At 66.7% G+C, this 16615-nt stretch carries 20 protein-coding genes; 10 read left to right on the top strand and 10 right to left on the bottom strand.

Annotated features, from left to right (window positions below; all coding sequences use genetic code 11):
• The first annotated feature begins 59 nt into the window (after positions 1-59).
• The 3 genes from F6X38_RS23535 (at position 60) to F6X38_RS20385 (ending at position 2336) form a co-directional block, all read left to right on the top strand.
• Positions 60-266 carry a hypothetical protein gene (locus F6X38_RS23535; protein WP_161992854.1) on the top strand — a complete coding sequence of 69 codons (207 nt, stop codon included), beginning with the start codon at positions 60-62 and terminating at the stop codon, positions 264-266.
• Between the two features lie 180 nt (positions 267-446).
• On the top strand, positions 447-1874 hold the full coding sequence (gene mgtE, locus F6X38_RS20380) for a magnesium transporter (protein WP_150973013.1): 1428 nt from the start codon (positions 447-449) through the stop codon (positions 1872-1874).
• A gap of 69 nt (positions 1875-1943) precedes the next feature.
• Positions 1944-2336, top strand: coding sequence for a MerR family transcriptional regulator (locus F6X38_RS20385; RefSeq protein WP_150973016.1), 393 nt, complete (start codon positions 1944-1946; stop codon positions 2334-2336).
• Here F6X38_RS20385 and F6X38_RS20390 read toward each other — a convergent pair whose 3' ends face one another.
• Complete coding sequence (locus tag F6X38_RS20390; RefSeq protein ID WP_246191459.1) at positions 2337-3296, bottom strand: acetyltransferase domain-containing protein; 960 nt, start codon at positions 3294-3296, stop codon at positions 2337-2339.
• A 172-nt stretch (positions 3297-3468) separates the two neighbouring features.
• Here F6X38_RS20390 and F6X38_RS20395 point away from each other — a divergent pair, with 172 nt between their 5' ends.
• Positions 3469-4284 carry a YdcF family protein gene (locus F6X38_RS20395; protein WP_150973018.1) on the top strand — a complete coding sequence of 272 codons (816 nt, stop codon included), beginning with the start codon at positions 3469-3471 and terminating at the stop codon, positions 4282-4284.
• Here the strand turns inward: F6X38_RS20395 and F6X38_RS20400 are convergent.
• Both F6X38_RS20400 and F6X38_RS20405 read right to left on the bottom strand, forming a co-directional pair.
• Positions 4218-4505 (bottom strand): DUF3253 domain-containing protein, encoded by a 288-nt coding sequence (locus F6X38_RS20400; protein ID WP_150973020.1) that lies wholly within the window; start codon positions 4503-4505, stop codon positions 4218-4220. The genes F6X38_RS20395 and F6X38_RS20400 overlap by 67 nt on opposite strands.
• On the bottom strand, positions 4502-5224 hold the full coding sequence (locus tag F6X38_RS20405; RefSeq protein WP_150973022.1) for a DUF599 domain-containing protein: 723 nt from the start codon (positions 5222-5224) through the stop codon (positions 4502-4504). The genes F6X38_RS20400 and F6X38_RS20405 overlap by 4 nt, the downstream gene beginning before the upstream one ends.
• Before the next feature lie 77 nt (positions 5225-5301).
• Here F6X38_RS20405 and F6X38_RS20410 point away from each other — a divergent pair, with 77 nt between their 5' ends.
• A complete protein-coding gene (locus tag F6X38_RS20410) occupies positions 5302-5736 on the top strand; it encodes a DUF1489 family protein (RefSeq protein WP_150973141.1) in 435 nt (144 codons plus the stop codon).
• A 15-nt stretch (positions 5737-5751) separates the two neighbouring features.
• On the opposite strand, the gene F6X38_RS20415 is transcribed toward F6X38_RS20410, so the two are convergent.
• Positions 5752-6021 (bottom strand): hypothetical protein, encoded by a 270-nt coding sequence (locus F6X38_RS20415; RefSeq protein ID WP_150973024.1) that lies wholly within the window; start codon positions 6019-6021, stop codon positions 5752-5754.
• Positions 6022-6064: 43 nt separating this feature from the next.
• Positions 6065-7549 (bottom strand): D-alanyl-D-alanine carboxypeptidase, encoded by a 1485-nt coding sequence (locus tag F6X38_RS20420; RefSeq protein ID WP_246191460.1) that lies wholly within the window; start codon positions 7547-7549, stop codon positions 6065-6067.
• Between the two features lie 375 nt (positions 7550-7924).
• On the opposite strand from F6X38_RS20420, the gene F6X38_RS20425 reads away from it, so the two are divergent.
• From F6X38_RS20425 to clpA, 3 genes are all read left to right on the top strand, one after another.
• Positions 7925-8284, top strand: coding sequence for a phasin family protein (locus F6X38_RS20425; RefSeq protein WP_150973028.1), 360 nt, complete (start codon positions 7925-7927; stop codon positions 8282-8284).
• Between the two features lie 308 nt (positions 8285-8592).
• A complete protein-coding gene (gene clpS, locus F6X38_RS20430; RefSeq protein WP_150973144.1) occupies positions 8593-8928 on the top strand; it encodes an ATP-dependent Clp protease adapter ClpS in 336 nt (111 codons plus the stop codon).
• Between the two features lie 8 nt (positions 8929-8936).
• On the top strand, positions 8937-11381 hold the full coding sequence (clpA, locus tag F6X38_RS20435; protein WP_150973031.1) for an ATP-dependent Clp protease ATP-binding subunit ClpA: 2445 nt from the start codon (positions 8937-8939) through the stop codon (positions 11379-11381).
• A gap of 118 nt (positions 11382-11499) precedes the next feature.
• On the opposite strand, the gene aac(6') is transcribed toward clpA, so the two are convergent.
• From aac(6') to F6X38_RS20460, 5 genes are read right to left on the bottom strand one after another with little or no spacing between them, the layout of a single operon-like run.
• Complete coding sequence (aac(6'), locus tag F6X38_RS20440; protein ID WP_246191461.1) at positions 11500-11949, bottom strand: aminoglycoside 6'-N-acetyltransferase; 450 nt, start codon at positions 11947-11949, stop codon at positions 11500-11502.
• 6 nt (positions 11950-11955) lie between these two features.
• Positions 11956-12378, bottom strand: coding sequence for an HIT family protein (locus tag F6X38_RS20445; RefSeq protein WP_150973033.1), 423 nt, complete (start codon positions 12376-12378; stop codon positions 11956-11958).
• 29 nt (positions 12379-12407) lie between these two features.
• Complete coding sequence (locus tag F6X38_RS20450) at positions 12408-13664, bottom strand: GNAT family N-acetyltransferase (protein WP_150973035.1); 1257 nt, start codon at positions 13662-13664, stop codon at positions 12408-12410.
• A gap of 18 nt (positions 13665-13682) precedes the next feature.
• Positions 13683-14417: a glycerophosphodiester phosphodiesterase family protein gene (locus tag F6X38_RS20455; protein ID WP_150973037.1), complete on the bottom strand. Its 735-nt coding sequence runs from the start codon at positions 14415-14417 to the stop codon at positions 13683-13685.
• 2 nt (positions 14418-14419) lie between these two features.
• On the bottom strand, positions 14420-14887 hold the full coding sequence (locus F6X38_RS20460) for a RidA family protein (RefSeq protein ID WP_150973039.1): 468 nt from the start codon (positions 14885-14887) through the stop codon (positions 14420-14422).
• Between the two features lie 102 nt (positions 14888-14989).
• Between F6X38_RS20460 and F6X38_RS20465 the strand changes: the two genes are divergently transcribed.
• Positions 14990-15802, top strand: a complete 813-nt coding sequence (locus tag F6X38_RS20465; protein WP_161992855.1) for an EipB family protein — start codon at positions 14990-14992, stop codon at positions 15800-15802.
• 63 nt (positions 15803-15865) lie between these two features.
• Positions 15866-16189 carry an HNH endonuclease gene (locus F6X38_RS20470; RefSeq protein WP_150973043.1) on the top strand — a complete coding sequence of 108 codons (324 nt, stop codon included), beginning with the start codon at positions 15866-15868 and terminating at the stop codon, positions 16187-16189.
• Positions 16190-16615 lie beyond the last annotated feature (426 nt).

Raw genomic sequence — 16615 nt, forward strand, 5'->3', positions numbered from 1 at the left:
TGCCGGCCGGTCCTTTGCCGGCGCTTTAAATCTTAACGATATCAGCTAACCGTTGCACCATGACGGCAGACAACCACGCGTCGATGCACGGTTCCGACGGCTTGGCCCAGCGAACATACGCTCTCGCCCGTGAGGCGTCGGCCCTGTGGACCCTTGCTGTCGATCATGCGCGCTGGGGATTCGTGCAGGAAGCTGCCGAACTGCGACGGCTCGCTATCTCGAAGCGCGTCCAGCATCTTCTGGCTTCCTCGACGATCGGTGCCTGAGACGCCCTTAGGGACGACATTTCGCCTCAATCGGACGATCCTCTCCGCTGCCCACGGGGATGCGATCCCGGAGGCGTGCGGCATGAGGGCAACCCTCCCGTAACCTTCGCCGCCGGCTATTCCTTTTCGGCCACGATACATTAGACCCTCGGCGGCACATCCCCGCATCGGAGGGCGACCATGGCTGACAACCAGCTCGATCATCGCGCGCCCGCGAAACCCGCCGATGGGGAGGAGATCGAGCGCCCGGAAATCTACGACGAGGAAGGGGAGCTCGATTCCGATTTCCTCGACCATGTCCGCGGCGCGATCCGCGCCTCGGATGCGGAAACCCTCCGCTCCGACGTCGCACCGCTGCACGACTCGGAACTCGGCGACATTCTGCAGCACCTCGACTTCGACGAGCGCCAGGGGCTCGTCCGGCTTCTCGGCGACGATTTCGACTATACGGCGCTGACGCAGGTCGACGAGGCGGTCCGCCTCGAGATCGTCGAGGCGATGCCGAACGAGCAGATCGCCGCGGCGGTGCGCGAGCTCGATTCGGACGACGCGGTCTACATCCTCGAGGACCTCGACGAGAACGACCGGAAGGACATCCTCGAACAACTCCCGTTCCGTGAGCGCATCCGACTGCGGCGCGCCCTCGAATATCCGGACGAATCGGCCGGCCGGCGCATGCAGACGGAGTTCGTCGCGGTGCCGCCGTTCTGGACCGTCGGCCAGACGATCGACTATCTGCGCGACGAGGAGGGGCTGCCCGACAACTTCTCGCAAATCTTCGTCATCGACCCGTCCTTCAAGCTGGTCGGCGCGGTCGACCTCGACCGGATTCTCCGCACTCGGCGGCCGGAGAAGGTCGAGGAGATCATGCGCGAAACGCGCCACGCCATCCCGGTCGACATGGACCAGGAGGAAGCGGCGCAGATTTTCGAGCAGTACGATCTCCTGTCGGCCGCCGTGGTGGACGAGAACGAGCGGCTCGTCGGCGTCCTCACCATCGACGACGTGGTCGACGTCATCCAGCAGGAGGCGGAAGAGGATATCCGCCGGCTCGGCGGCGTCGGCGACGAGGAGCTGTCGGACAGCGTGCTGGCGACCTCGCGCTCGCGCGTCCCGTGGCTGCTGGTGAATCTTGTCACCGCGATCCTGGCGGCGTCCGTCATCGGGCTCTTCGATGCGACGATCGAGAAGGTCGTGGCGCTCGCGGTGCTCATGCCGATCGTGGCGGGCATGGGCGGCAATGCCGCCTCCCAGACGATGACCGTCACCGTGCGGGCGCTCGCGACGCGCGATCTCGACCTCTACAACTCGGCGCGGATCATTCGGCGCGAGGTGGGTGTCGGCTTCATCAACGGCATCGTCTTCGCGGTGCTGATCGGCGTCGTCGCCGCGCTCTGGTTCAGGGAGGCCGATCTCGGCGGGATCATCGCGGCGGCGATGATCATCAACATGTTCGCGGCGGCGCTCGGGGGAATCCTCATCCCGTTGACGCTGGACCGCTTCGGCGTCGACCCCGCCATCGCCTCGGCCGTGTTCGTCACCACCGTGACCGACGTCGTCGGCTTCTTCGCGTTCCTCGGCCTCGCGACCTGGTGGTTCGGCGGATAACGCCGGGCGCTGTTCGTTTGACGTTTACGTCAGTCTGGGACAATGCACCGTGAAGGTGCGGGCCATCCGATGCGCGAATACTACACGATCACCGAGCTGACGCGGGAGTTCGACATCTCGACCCGCACGGTGCGGTTCTATGAGGACGAGGGGCTGATCTCGCCGGTCCGTCGCGGGCGCACGCGCCTGTTCCGCCAGTCCGACCGCGCGCTCCTGAAGATGATCCTGCGCGGCAAGCGCCTCGGCTTCTCGATCGCGGAAATCCGCGAGATCATCCAGATGTACAAGACGCCGCCGGGCGAGGCTGGCCAGCTTCGCGCGATCATCCGCCGCGTCGGTGAGCGCCGCGAGGAACTGGAGCAGAAGCGCCGCGACATCGACGACCTGCTCGTGGAACTGGACAATGCCGAGGAGGCCTGCCTGACCCGGATGGCCGAGCTCGGCATTCCGCGCGTCATCTGATCAGGGCGTTGCGAGCGGCAGGCGGCATTCGCGCACGATGCCGTCCAGCCGTTCCGTCTGCGCGCCCGAGAGCCTCCGCTCCATCAGCGCCGCCAGAAGCTGCTCCGCCTTCAGCCTGTCGCCGACACAGGCACAGGCTTGGCGGCAAATCGCCTCGTCCGCCCGGCATTCAGTCAGACAGTCGGCCGTGAAGGCTACCGTCCGGTCCGGCGGGAAGACGTAGGCCGCGCCGGCCACCAGCCCGAACAGCAATGGCTGGTGGATGAGGTAGAACAACAGCGAATGGCGGCCGAGCGCGGCGAACGGGCGGAAGCGGCGCAGCGGCTCGTTCAGCGACGCGAGCCTTCGCCAGGCACCGAAGCGGTCGAGCAGCCGGCCCGTCGCGATGCCGAGAAGCACGATGCCGGTCCACGGGAAGATCGGGACGTAATCGTTGCTGACCGGGGCGCGTGCCGCGAGGCCGATCCAGGCCAGCCATTTCGGCTCGGTCAGCGTCGTTTGGACCAGAAAGGGCAGGGCAATCGCCCCGATTCCGGCGCCGAGCGTGAGCAACGGCGGCAGCCGGAGGAACAGGAGGCCGATGAGGCTCGCGAGCGCGATCTGGTGGAGGATGCCGAAGAAGATGAAGCCGCCGGGCATCAGGAAGAACGTCGCGACCGTGACGGCCAGCGCGCCGGCCGCGACCTGCGCCTCGCGGATCCAGAACGAGCGCCAGCGGATGCCGCGCCCATGCGCGAGCACGAGGCTGATGCCGACGAGGAACAGGAAGCTCGTCGCGATGCAGCGCGCGTAGATTTTCCACGGACCGGTATTGGCGAGACCCTGGCGGACATAGCCGTTGGCGTCGAGGTCCCAGGTGAAGTGGTAGCTCGCCATGGCGAGCAGCGCGACGGCGCGAAGGATGTCGATCAGTTCGATGCGAGATCGCTTCGCCGCGTCGTTCGGAACGATGTCGGTCAAGAAATGTCTTGCCTCGGTGGCCTCGCCGCCGCGCCCCCACTATGGGAGTGCGGAACGATCTAGTCTGGAGTGGCCGCCCTCATGGCATGGATAGGACTGCACATGAAGCTCGGCGGTGCCGCGACCGGACTCCCGGCGCTCTGCCGGTGCGGTCGGCGATAGGCGGCGCCCGGTGTTCTTCGTCCTTTCGAAACTTCTCTGGTTCGTCGTCCAGCCGCTGGTCGCGCTGGCGCTGGCGGTGCTCCTCGGCGCGATCCTCGCGGCGTTCGGCTTCCGAACGGTCGCTGCTCTGCTCTATGGGCTTTCGGCGCTCGTCTATGTCGTCGCGATGTTCTCGCCGGCGGGGCTGCTGCTGGTCGGCGTGCTGGAGGATCGCTTCCCGCGCCCGAGCTTGCCTGCCGATGTCACCGGCATCGTCGTCCTTGGCGGTTCCTTCGACACGCGCGTCGCGAAGACGCGTGGCGACGCGGAGCTTTCGGAAGCCGGCGACCGCGTGATGGCCGGCATGGCGCTCGCCCGCCGTTTTCCGAATGCCAAGGTCGTGTTCACCGGCGGCGTCGCGGCGGTCTTCGAGGACGACGTCTCGGAAGCCGAAGTCGCGCAACGCGCCTTCGCGGCGTTGGGGCTCGAGCCGTCGCGTCTCGTGCTCGAAGGCCGAGCGCGGAACACGGCGGAGAACGCCGCCTTCACGAAGGAGCTTGTCCAACCGAAGCCGGGCGAGACCTGGCTGCTCGTCACCTCGGCGTTCCACATGCCGCGGAGCGTCGGCTGTTTCCGCAAGGTCGGCTTCGAGGTCGTTCCCTATCCCGTCGACTACCGGACGCCGACCGGCTCCGCGCGTTGGCGGCCGGCCTGGGCGGATGTGACGCGCAACGCCGACAAGCTGCAACTCGCCTTACGCGAATATGTCGGGCTCGTCGGCTACCGCTTGTCCGGCAAGATCGACGAACTGTTCCCCGCACCGGCGGCGGGAACGGCGAGACGGTAGATGCCCTTGAAGTCGTTCGGGTCGACCGGCTTTCCCTTGCGCAGGATGCGCACCCGGCCGGCCAGCGCCAGCCGAACGGCTTCCGCCCGGATCGGTTTCATCAGCCGACGCCACGCCTTCTCGTCCGGACCAGCAATGGAACGCGCGACTTCCGACGGACAGACGGTCTTGCCCGGCCCGCGCTCCTCCGTCATCCGCAGAATTTCGTCGGAATAGTTCATCGCGAGTCTCGTCTCTTCGCGTCCGCGCGGACGCTCGCCGTAGCGACCTTGCGCGCCCCGGAGAAGAATTGCCGGTGAACGAGGATCGCGATGACGAAGCCGGTCGAGCCGAGCAGGATCAGCGGTCCGAGGAACCAGCCGAGATAAGCGAGTCCGAAGAAGATGCCGCGCAGCCCCGAATTGAAGTGCTTGGCGGCATGCTGGTTCATCCGCGTCGCCGCCGTGACGGCGCCCCTCGCGCTTTCCGGATCCCGCTCCATCGCGTCGCGCATCGGTATCGCGCCGATCAGGATGGTGCAGTAGTTGAACAGCCGGTAGGCCCAGCCGAACTTGAAGAAGGCATAGGCGAAGATCACGATCAGGCCGAGAAGCTTGGCTTCCACCAGCCCGACGTCGAGCCGGTTGTGGAACGGCAGGTCGGCGGCGATCTCGGCGATCCGACGGCTGGAGCCGAGCAGCGCGAAGCAGCCGCCGATGGCGAAGATGCAGGCCGAGGCGAAGAAGGCCGTGCCCTGCTGCAGGCCGGTCATGATCGCGGTGTCGATCATCCTGAGATCGCGGTGCGCCAGCACTTCCATCCAGCGGCGGCGCTGGACGTCCATCGCGGCGCTAAGGCCGTGGCGCGCCCAGCGGCTGTGCTCGGTCACCCAGTTGTAGCCCGTCCAGCCGACGAGGAAAACGATGAGGACGACGGCGTCCGATACGCTGAGTGCCGTCATCGACTGCCGTTCTCCCGCTCCGAATCCCTGCCGAGATGTCCTTGACGGGCTCGACCCCTTCGCCGCAGATGGACACCATGCCGCTTCACATGGTCAAGCTCTGCGTCGGCGCGGACAGCGTCGAGGATCTCCGATCGTGGGTGGAAGAGCGGCTGGAGACGGCGCGCCGCGAGGGCCGGCCGGCGGAGCAGTTCCATCAGACCCGCATGCTGCCGAAGCGCGGCGCGGAGATTCTGGAGGGCGGCTCGCTGTTCTGGGTGATCCGCGGCAACGTGCAGGTGCGCCAGCGCGTGCTGGAGTTCCGGCCGTTCACCGGTGAGGACGGCATTCCCCGCTGCCGCATCATGCTCGAACCGGTCTTCGTGGAAACGCACTGGCAACCCCGGCGAGCCTTCCAGGGCTGGCGCTATCTGAAGCCGGAGGACGCTCCGCCCGATGTCGGGCATGGGAGCGAGTTGGGGAGTCTGCCGGCCGATCTAAGGCGCGAACTCGCGAGCCTCGGGCTCCTTTAAGCCGAGCCGATGGCGTCAGACGACGCGAAGGCGGACGGCGACCGTTCCTTCCGGCGAGCGGACACGCAGCCGCGTCACTGTCACGGGCTGCGAGGCCCGGTAGGCCCGCGCGCCGTGCGACAGAAGCAGGCCGACGAGGTCGCGCGCCTTGAAGGCGGAGCGCCCATCGCGGAACTCGGCGATGCGCAGCGAGGCCTGCTGCAGCGGGTGCAGATTGCCGATGCGGGCGGAGGCGGTGTGCATCGACTGATCCACGAACGCGTGGGTTTCCGGTTCGAGCGTCATCTCGTCTGATCCAAAAACGCGAATTGGCTGGGGCGAAGCGCGATCAGTTCGCGATCGCGAAGCACTTGTACGAACGCTTCTTTAGGACGTCGCAGGCGCCAGCCGCCGCGTCCTTGGTCGCGAAACCGGCGAAGCGGGCGCGGTACATCGTGCCGCCCTTGCCGCCGACCGACTGAGTGAAGCCTGTGGCCGAGGAAAGGACCGAGCCTCCCTTCGCCTTGGCTTCGGCGAGCATCTGCAGCGCCTGGTCGCGATCGGGCGTCGCCGCGATCTGCACGACCCACGGCGAGGTCTGCTGCGCGGTAGCGGCGGCGGCGACGGCGCCGGTGGTCTGCGGATCGAAATCCGCGCCGCCGGGAACCTCGGCCGGCGGCACCGGGCGGCTCTCGCCATAGGCGGCAGCGCTCGGCGCCGGCGCGGAAGCCGGGCGCAGCAGGTCCTGGCGCGGCGCGGAAGCGAGCGCCTCGCGGATCGCGTCGCGGCCGACGACTTGGCGGCCCTGCGGCTTCGCCACGCGCGCGACGGCATCGCCGGCGCTGGTGTCGTAGGCGGCTGCGATCCGCGCATTGATCGCGCGGTTGCTGAAGCGCGGCGCCGGCACCTCCTTCGGCGGAACGTAGGAGGCGGTCTGCGGGTCGGGCAGCACGCGCGAGCCGCGCTCGCGCTCGGCGACGAGCGGGCCAGTCGAGCGCGTGCTCGCCTGCGGCAGATACTTGGCGAGGAGCTTCGCCATCTCGTTGTCGCGGGCAGCGGCAGTGTTGCCGCCGAAGACGACGCCGACGAGCTTCCGGTCGCCGTCGTAGAGCGAGGTGACGAGGTTGAAGCCGGACGCGTTGATGTAGCCGGTCTTGATGCCGTCGACGCCCTTCACGCGCCCGACGAGGCGGTTGTGGCTGTTGATGGTGCGACCGCGGAAATCGAAGGACTTCGTCGCGAAGTAGCGGTACTGCTTCGGGAAGTGCTCGCGCAGCGCCATGCCGAGCGTCGCCATGTCGCGCGCCGTCGAGTGCTGGCCTTCGTTCGGCAGGCCGTTGGCGTTGCGGAAGGTGGTGCGGCTCATGCCGAGCTGCCGCGCCTTCGCCGTCATCATCTGCGCGAAGCGGGCTTCCGAGCCGCCGAGATGCTCGGCGATCACCACCGCCGCGTCGTTGGCGGAAAGCGTGACGAGACCGAGGATCGCCTCCTGCGCCGTCAGGGTCGAGCCGGGCTTCAGCCGGAGCTTCGTCGGCGGTCGGGCGGAGGCGTAGGCGGAGACGTTCATCGGCGTCGAGAGCGACATGCGGCCCTGCTCCATCGCCTCGAACAGCATGTAGAGCGTCATCATCTTCGTCAGCGACGCGGGATAGCGCAGGTCGTCCGCATCGTCCGAGTAGAGGACCTTGCCGTTGTTCGCGTCGATCACGAAGGCCGAATGGCGATCCGCCGCCTCCGCACCCTGCGCGAGGAGCGCGACCGCGACGCCTGCCATGCCGACCGATTGCATGAACGTGCCGACGAGACGACGGCGGTTCGACGGCGTGATTCCCACGAATTCGCTCTCTCGTAGTCCGGACGGCATTGCGGCCATCGCATTCATCTGCGTGTGCGAGCGCGGCGAAGCGCTCGGCTCTAGTACGAGGAGCCTATCGGGAACCCTGTTACCAATCCGTTTATGGTTGCCGAGACGTTCCGGTAAAACCACGGATGGAAACGATTTCGTGATGGCTCGTGGCGGAAGTTCGACCACGACCCGCCGGAGACAACAAGACAGGCGATCTTTTCCGGCGACGGGACTTTTCGAACACACTCCGCCGATCCCGGTATTGACACTTTTGTGCAGTGCAATATATCGCGTGCATCGCAACACACCCGGAACCAAGCTCGTCGTTCGTGCGGCGGGGTGCAGACGACAGGGAGCCATGACATGAGCAATGCGGCAGAGTTCGAGAACGCCGGCAAGGAAGCGATCGACAACGCGGTGCGCTCGTTTTCGGCGGTGACGCGCGGTTTCCAGCAGATCGCGACGGAGACCACCGAATACACTAAGCGCAGCTACGAGCGCTCGGCGAAGATGTTCGAGCAGCTTTCCCAGACGCGCAGCGTCGAACGCGTGGTGGAACTGCAGAACGAGTACGCGAAGGCCGCCTACGAGGGCTGGGTCTCGCAGGCGACGCGGATGGGCGAGATCTACACCGACATCGCCAAGGAAGTTTACAAGCCGTTCGAGACGGTCGCTCAGCGCGCGACGGGCTTCGCCCAGTCGACGGTGAAGGACGCGGCCTGAGTCGCAGCGTTCCCAACGCCGAAAGGCGACAGGCATGACAGAAGGCCCGGCAGCGATGCCGGGCCTTCGTCGTTTCAGATGAGGCCTTGCCGGGCAAGGCGCCCCGGGGCATCGCTTTCTCGTGGACGCCCGCCGCCAAACCGTCCTAGACTCCATCGGGAAGCGAAGCACGAGACCTGTCGCCGGGCGACTTTGCCGCAATGCGAGCCTTACTTAACATCGCGAAATGGCATCATACATATCCAGCGACGATAGGGGTGGCTGCGGTGAATATCGAACGATCCGGCACGGTAGCCGGGGCGGCGACGGTGCGGTCGCAAGCGGGCAAGAGCAAGGAGCCGGGAACCGACCGTGGCACGTCGGTGATCACCCGGACGAAGCCCCAGACGAAGAAGCCGAGCCTCTACCGCGTCCTGTTGTTGAACGACGACTACACGCCGATGGAGTTCGTCATCCATGTGCTGGAGCGGTTCTTCCAGAAGGACCACGACAGCGCGACGCGCGTGATGCTGCACGTGCACAATCATGGCGTAGGGGAGTGCGGGGTCTACACGTACGAAGTCGCCGAGACCAAGGTGACCCAGGTGATGGATTTCGCGCGCCAGCATCAGCATCCGCTGCAATGCGTCATGGAAAAGAACTGAGGTGAACCTTGCCGACCTTTTCCCAAAGCCTCGAAAAATGCCTGCATCAGGCGCTGACCTTCGCCAACGAGCGCCAGCAGGAGTTCGCGACGCTCGAGCACCTGCTGCTTGCCCTGATCGAGGACAAGGACGCCGCCGCCGTGATGAAGGGCTGCTCCGTCAACCTCGATACGCTGCGCGGCAGCCTCGTCGAGTACATCGATACCGAACTCGGCAATCTCGTCACCGGGCATGACGAGGAGTCGAAGCCGACCGCCGGTTTCCACCGCGTCATCCAGCGTGCCGTGATCCACGTCCAGTCGTCCGGCCGCGAGGAGGTGACGGGCGCCAACGTTCTCGTCGCGATCTTCGCCGAGCGCGAGAGCCATGCCGCGTTCTTCCTGCAGGAGCAGGAGATGACGCGCTACGATGCCGTCAACTTCATCGCCCACGGCATTGCCAAGCGGCCCGGCGCATCGGAAAGTCGCGCGGTCAGGGGTGTGGAAGAGGACCAGGCCGCCACGGGTGCCGACGACGAAGGCCGCCGCAAGGGACAGCAGGACGCGCTGACCGCCTATTGCGTGAACCTCAACGAGAAAGCCAAGAACGGCCGCATCGATCCCTTGATCGGCCGCACGGAAGAGATCAACCGCACGATCCAGGTGCTCTGCCGGCGCTCGAAGAACAACCCGCTCTACGTGGGCGATCCTGGCGTCGGCAAGACCGCCATCGCCGAAGGCCTCGCCAAGCGCATCGTCGAGAAGGACGTGCCGGAAGTGCTGGCCGAGGCGACGATCTTCTCGCTCGACATGGGTACGCTGCTCGCCGGCACGCGCTATCGCGGCGACTTCGAGGAGCGGCTGAAGCAGGTCGTGAAGGAGCTCGAGGAGTTCCCGGGCGCGATCCTGTTCATCGACGAGATCCATACCGTCATCGGCGCCGGCGCGACGTCCGGCGGTGCGATGGACGCCTCGAACCTCCTCAAACCCGCGCTGTCCTCCGGCGCGATCCGCTGCATCGGTTCGACCACCTACAAGGAGTACCGGCAGTTCTTCGAGAAGGACCGCGCGCTGGTGCGGCGTTTCCAGAAGATCGACGTGAAAGAGCCGACGCTCGAGGACGCGATCGCGATCATGAAGGGGCTGAAGCCCTACTTCGAGGAGTTCCACAAGGTCCGCTTCTCGACCGGCGCCATCCGCTCGGCCGTGGAGCTTTCCGCCCGCTACATCAACGACCGGAAGCTGCCGGACAAGGCGATCGACGTGATCGACGAGACCGGCGCGTCGCAGATGCTCCTGCCCGAGGAGCAGCGGAAGAAGCGCATCGGCATCAAGGAGATCGAGGCGACCATCGCGACGATGGCCCGCATCCCGCCGAAGACCGTCTCGAAGGACGACGAGGAGGTGCTCGCGAACCTCGACGAGCAGTTGAAGCGCGTCGTCTACGGCCAGGACGCGGCGATCGAGGCGCTCGCCTCGGCGATCAAGCTGGCACGGGCGGGCTTGCGCGAGCCGGAGAAGCCGATCGGCTCCTACCTGTTCTCCGGCCCGACCGGCGTCGGCAAGACGGAGGTGGCGAAGCAGCTCGCCTCGTCGCTCGGCGTCGAACTCCTGCGCTTCGACATGTCGGAATACATGGAGCGCCACACCGTCTCGCGGCTGATCGGCGCGCCTCCCGGCTATGTCGGCTTCGATCAGGGTGGCCTGCTGACCGACGGCGTCGACCAGCATCCGCATTGCGTGCTGCTCCTCGACGAGATCGAGAAGGCACATCCGGACCTGTTCAACATCCTCTTGCAGGTCATGGACCACGGCAAGCTGACGGACCACAACGGCAAGCGCATCGACTTCCGCAACGTGATCCTGATCATGACGACGAATGCCGGCGCGTCCGAAGCGGCGAAGGCGGCTATCGGCTTCGGTTCGAGCAAACGCACGGGCGATGACGTGGAGGCGATCAACCGCCTGTTCACGCCGGAATTCCGCAACCGCCTCGACGCGATCATCGCCTTCGGCGGCCTGCCGACGCCGGTGATCCATCAGGTGGTGCAGAAGTTCGTCATGCAGCTCGAAGCGCAGCTTTCCGAGCGCAACGTCACCTTCGACCTGTCGGAAGACGCGATCGTCTGGCTCGCCGACAAGGGCTATGACGAGCACATGGGCGCGCGGCCGCTCGGGCGCGTCATCCAGGAGCACATCAAGAAGCCGCTGGCGGACGAGCTCCTGTTCGGCAAGCTGAAGCGCGGCGGCACCGTGAAGGTGACGGTCGAGACCGGCGAGGACGGGCAGAAGAAGCTCGCCCTCGAATCGATCGCCGACGAACTGCCGAAGCCGAAGAAGGGTAAGGCGAGCGCCGAGGACGAGATCGACGAAGACGAGGAGTTCGACGACGACGATTTCGACGATGGCGACGTCGCGGTGAAGACCGCCAAGCGCCCGACGACCTCGGTGCCGAAGACCTCGCGCAAGTCCTGACGTCCGCCTCCACCCACAAACGAAAAGGCCGCCCGTGGGCGGCCTTTTCTCGTTCGGGAAGCCGCTCGCTTGAGCGATGATAACTCCGCAACTTCGGACGGGTATAAGTAGGCTTGGATCAGTCTTGCAGGACACGCCGGAAGTAGACCACTTCCCTGGTTTCCTCGAAGCCGAGCATCGCGTGGAACCGTCGCGCGGCGACGTTGTCTATCGGCGCGTCGGAGGCGAACTCGCTGCATCCGAGCACGCGGCCCCAGTCTTCGACCGCGGCGCACAACTGCCGCCCTAGGCCACGCCGGCGCCGATCCTCCCGCACGAAGATACCCTCCAGGAAGAGCACCGGCGAGGTCTTGCAGCCGTTGACGTAGTCGCGCCGCAGGCTCGCTTCCGCGAAGCCGACCGGAGTATCCAGAGCATCGAGAGCGAGGAACGCTGCGAAGTCCGGAGCACGCCCGAAGCTCAGCGCGATGTCGTCAAGATGGGCGTCCGCGTCCTCCTCGGGCCAGAGCATCTCGCGCAGCTTCGCCCAAGCGGCGAGATGAGGTTCTCCGGCTGGAACGATCGTCACCACGCTTCAGAGCGCCGCGCGGATTCGGTCCGCCTGCTCCTTCAACATCGCCGGATCGGCCATCTCGTCGTGGTGGCGGACGAGTTCGACGCCCGCGTAGCGCGGGATGACGTGGAAGTGCAGGTGGAATACCGTCTGTCCGGCCGGCGCCTCGTTGAACTGGGTGACGAGGACGCCGTCCGCCTCGAACGCCTGCTTCACCGCCCGCGACAGCCTGGCGACCAGCGGCATGGTCCTGGCAAGTGCGGTGTCGTCGGCGTCGAGGAGATTGCGCGACGGTGCCTTCGGGATGACGAGGCAGTGGCCCTTCGACTGCGGCATCACGTCCATGATCGCGATCGCATCCTCGGTCTCGAAAAGCTTCTCGCTCGGGATCTCGCCCCGCAGGATCTTGCCGAAGATGTTGGACGGGTCGTAGCTCGTCGTCACGGGTCGCCTCCTTTGGATCGACGGGAGAGCTAGCCGTCGCGCTCCGCTTCGTCCAGCCGCTCGCCGCGCCGGAACGGCGTATGCTCCTGCAACGCGTCCTTAACCGCGGCGACGCGGGCGCGCTCGTATTCGAGATGGTCCTCGATCGCCTGCCGCAGGCCGGCATGCGCGATCCAATGCGCCGAATGCGTTGTCACCGGCTCGTAGCCGCGGGCCAGCTTGTGCTCGCCCTGCGCGCCGGCTTCCACCACGGCGAGCTTGTGCTCGATCGCGTAGTCGATCGCCTGATGGTAGCAGACCTCGAAATGCAGGAACGGGTGCTCCTCGACGCAGCCCCAATAGCGGCCGTAGATCGTGTCGCCGCCGACGAAGTTCAGCGCTCCCGCGATGTAACGCCCGCCACGCTTCGCCATGACGAGCACGATGCGGTCGCTCATCCGCTCGCCGACCAGCGAGAAGAAGCGGCGGTTGAGATAGGGGCGGCCCCATTTGCGCGAGCCGGTGTCCATGTAGAACTTGAAGAACGCGTCCCAGGCGCTCTCCGTCAGCTCGCTTCCCGTCAGCCGGACGATCTCGATGCCGTTCGCGATCGCCTCGCGCCGCTCCTTCCGCAAGCCCTTGCGCTTGCGGGATGCCAGGGTTTCGAGGAAGTCGTCGTAGGAACCGTAGCCGCGATTGCGGAAGTGGAACTGCTGGTCCGTGCGGTGCAGGAAGGCCGCGTCCTCCATCGCCGACAGGTCGTCGGCAGTGAGGAAGGTCGCGTGGGCAGAGGACGCGCCGGTCTGCGCGACGTAGGCCTTGATGCCGGCGACGAGTGCCTGCCGCAGGGCAGGGGCGTCCGGCCCCTCGCCGACGAGCAGGCGCGGTCCTGTCGCCGGCGTGAAGGGTACGGAGAGCTGCAGCTTCGGATAGTAGCGCCCGCCGGCGCGTTCGAAGGCGTCGGCCCAGCCCCAGTCGAAGACGTATTCGCCCTGGCTGTGGCTCTTCAGATAGGCCGGGGCGGCAGCGAGCAGCCGGCCGTCCTCGCTTTCGAGCAGGAGATGCTGCGGCAGCCAGCCGGCCTTCGAGCCGACCGCGCGGCTTTCCTCCAGCGCTTGCAGGAAGACGTGACTGACGAAGGGGTTGCCCGGCGGCACGCCGCCATCGATCGACGGTGTGACGCCGGCGAGCGCATTCCAGACGTCCGCCGGGATCGAGCCGATATCGTCGGCGACGCGGATGTGGAAGGTCTCGCCCGCGGCCTCGCAGTCCGCGCTCGCGTCGTTCGACCTCGGCTTCCAGATCATGCCACGAAAGGTATCGTCCTATTGCTGCGGTGCAAGAGCGGCATGCTGCGGCAGAAAGCCTTCGAAAGTCATCTGGTCGGCGTGAGTTTTCGTGGCCGCGACTTCGATGGGCGTCCGCACCGTCCAGGTGATTATTGGAGCGCCGCGTTCCTGCCGCACGTAGCGCACGAACGGGTTGGGCAGGTGATGCACATTGTAGGAGACGAAGACGCAGCCACGATCGAACACCGCCTGGTGCTGGTCCAGTTCGGCCTGCGCCGTTCCTTCCGCCGTCAGCCCCACCGGCCGGCGGCCGTAGGCGAGGGCCTGATCGATCAGCCAGGCATCGAACGACATCAGCGCCAGTTCGCCGCGATAGCCGTCGAGGATCGGTGCGAGGTGCGCCAGCATGTCGGCGTCGGCATGCGAGGACGTGCCCTTCAGTTCCATGACGACCGGCACGGCCCCGTCGACCGCGGCAAGGAAATCGGCGACGGTCGGGATCGGCTCGTCCGTGCCCTTCAGGCGAAGCGCCGAAAGTTCATCCGCCGACCGCTCGCCGAAGGTGCCCGGTTCGCCGGTGAGGCGCGGCAGGTCGTGGTCGTGGAAGACGAACGGCACCCGGTCGCGGGACAGCATCACGTCGCACTCGATCGCGAAGCCGCGGGCGATCGCCGCTCGCGCCGCGCCAAGCGAGTTCTCGGGGATCGCGGCACCGTGCAGGCCGCGATGCGCGATCGGCCGCGCCGTCAGCCAGGTGAGGTCGGCTGGCACCGTCAGGCGACCTCGAACAACGCTTCGATCTCCACCGCCGCGTCGAGCGGCAGCGCGGGCACGCCGACCGCGGAGCGGGCATGCCGGCCGGCATCGCCGAGAATCTCGACCAGGAAGTCGGACGCGCCGTTCGCGACCTTGTGCTGATCGGTGAAGTAGGGATCGCTCGCGACGAAGACGGTGAGCTTCAGAAGGCGCCTTACCTGGCCGAGGTCGCCGCCGAGCGCGGCTTTGGCCTGGGCAAGAATGTTGATCGCGCAGAACCGCGCCGCTCGCTGCCCGTCTTCCAGCGAAACGCGGCTTCCGAGCTTGCCGGAGACGACGAGCTTGCCTGCGTCGAGCGGCAACTGGCCCGACGTCTGCAGCATGTTGCCGAACAGCGCGTAGGGCACGTAGTTCGCCGCGGGGGCCGCCGCCTCGGGCAGGGTCACGCCCGCCGCCTGCAGGCGTTCGTCGATCGTTCCGCTCATCGTCGGTCCTTATCCTGTCGATTCGGCGAAACTTGCTCTAGCCGATCGCGTCCCATCAACTAAGCTGTTCCGCGACGAATGCGAAGGGACGGCTTCATGACGATGCGAGCGTTGACCGCGGCGGCGATGGTCGCGATCGTTCCCGCGACGGCCTCCGCCGTGCCGCTGGCGGCGCATCAGGCGGTGTACGACCTCAAGCTCGCCTCGCAGGACGCCGGCATCGTCGGCGCGGAGGGGCGGATCGCGATGAGCATCAAGCCGAAGGCCTGCGATGCCTGGGACCTCGACTACCGTTTCGTCGCGCGCTTCCAGCAGGCCGAGGAGATGACGCTCACCGACCAGCAGACGACCTCCACCGAAAGCCGCAACGGCTCGGCCTTCACTTTCACGACGAAGACCTTCGTCGACGGATCGCCCGAGAAGGAGGTGCGCGGCGAAGCGCATCACGATGCCAGCGGTACGAAAGTCGCGATGCAGTCGCCGGAGAAGAAGAGCTTCACGCTGCCGCTGTCGCGCTTTCCGATGCAGCACACCGCCGACCTGATCCAGCGCGCCGAGGCCGGCGAGCGCGTGTTCGAGACGAAGCTCTTCGACGGCGACGACGATGCCGAGAAGCTTTTGACCTCCACCGCCGTCATCACGCCGATCGAGGCAGAGGCCAAGGACGGCAGGCCGATCGTCCGGACCGCTCTCGCGCCGGAAATCGGGGCGAAGCTCGCCGACATGAAGTCGTGGCGGATTTCGGAGAGCTATTACAACAGCGACAGCGACGACGACGGCATGCCGGTGTTTCAGACGAAATACGTGCTCTACGAGAACGGCGTGTCCGACGACCTGACGCTCGACTTCGGCACCTACGCCTTCACCGGCTCGCTGAAGAAGCTCGACATCCTCGACGCGCCGGCCTGCCAGTAGGGACACGGCGACGCGGGCGGGAACCCGGCGCGCGTTTCGAGCGCTTGGCGCGGCATGGGCAGGATGCGTCGCGCCAGGCTGCGCTGGGACGAAGCGCAGCGGGAGGTGGAGCAGGCGGCACCGGAGCCTTGCTGGCTGTGCGGCCGGCTGCTCGGCCAGCGGGTGGAGTGGCATCATCCGTGGCCGAAGAGCCGGGGAGGGCGCGACACGGTGCCGGTTCACCCGATCTGCCATCGCACCATCCATGCCTGCTTCACGAACAAGGAGCTGGAACTTTTCGAGGAGGAGGGGCGGCCGCTCGGCGAGCAGCCCGAGATGGCGCGGTTCCTCGGGTGGATCGCCACCAAGCCGCCGGACTTCTCCGCGCCGACGAGGCGAAGGCGGTGAAGGCGGGCACGCCTTCGCGTTCCCGCGCCGTGGTGGCCGGGTTTGCGGGTGGTGGATGCCGCCTGGAAGCGGCGGGCGCCGAAGGCAGAGCCTTCCGACGTATGCTACTCGTCAATGCGGCCTGCCTTCGGCGCCCGCGCGGGCTGTTTCGACGCTTGTCCCGCCGGTGCGTCACCCGGCGGTCCCCCATGCCTTCGGCCGGATAGCGTCTCCGGCCTCAAGGGCGTGATCCGAACATTGTCCTCGGCTACACAGCCGTTCGGGTTCCTCGGCTTGCTCCCGGCCGCTGTCGCCAACGGCCGGCACGGGTTGCGCGTCGACCGGGCCGCCCGCCTCTCCGGAAGAGACGCGCTGCCCGGACCCGCCCGCCACCCCACCGAACGATCCCGGTGATCATTCGCGCTCCCTCGATAAGGGCGGCGGTGA

It is taken from the genome of Plantimonas leprariae (genome assembly GCF_008802405.1).
Classification (GTDB): domain Bacteria; phylum Pseudomonadota; class Alphaproteobacteria; order Rhizobiales; family Rhizobiaceae; genus Plantimonas; species Plantimonas leprariae.

Coding starts and splice junctions, on each gene's coding strand:
- F6X38_RS20415 (WP_150973024.1), bottom strand. CDS start 6,021: ATGACGCTCGAACCGGAAACCCACGCGTTCGTGGATCAGTCGATGCAC.
- F6X38_RS20465 (WP_161992855.1), top strand. CDS start 14,990: ATGCGAGCGTTGACCGCGGCGGCGATGGTCGCGATCGTTCCCGCGACG.
- F6X38_RS20460 (WP_150973039.1), bottom strand. CDS start 14,887: ATGAGCGGAACGATCGACGAACGCCTGCAGGCGGCGGGCGTGACCCTG.
- F6X38_RS20425 (WP_150973028.1), top strand. CDS start 7,925: ATGAGCAATGCGGCAGAGTTCGAGAACGCCGGCAAGGAAGCGATCGAC.
- F6X38_RS20470 (WP_150973043.1), top strand. CDS start 15,866: ATGCGTCGCGCCAGGCTGCGCTGGGACGAAGCGCAGCGGGAGGTGGAG.
- mgtE (WP_150973013.1), top strand. CDS start 447: ATGGCTGACAACCAGCTCGATCATCGCGCGCCCGCGAAACCCGCCGAT.
- F6X38_RS20405 (WP_150973022.1), bottom strand. CDS start 5,224: ATGACGGCACTCAGCGTATCGGACGCCGTCGTCCTCATCGTTTTCCTC.
- F6X38_RS20410 (WP_150973141.1), top strand. CDS start 5,302: ATGCCGCTTCACATGGTCAAGCTCTGCGTCGGCGCGGACAGCGTCGAG.
- F6X38_RS23535 (WP_161992854.1), top strand. CDS start 60: ATGACGGCAGACAACCACGCGTCGATGCACGGTTCCGACGGCTTGGCC.
- F6X38_RS20450 (WP_150973035.1), bottom strand. CDS start 13,664: ATGATCTGGAAGCCGAGGTCGAACGACGCGAGCGCGGACTGCGAGGCC.
- F6X38_RS20385 (WP_150973016.1), top strand. CDS start 1,944: ATGCGCGAATACTACACGATCACCGAGCTGACGCGGGAGTTCGACATC.
- F6X38_RS20400 (WP_150973020.1), bottom strand. CDS start 4,505: ATGAACTATTCCGACGAAATTCTGCGGATGACGGAGGAGCGCGGGCCG.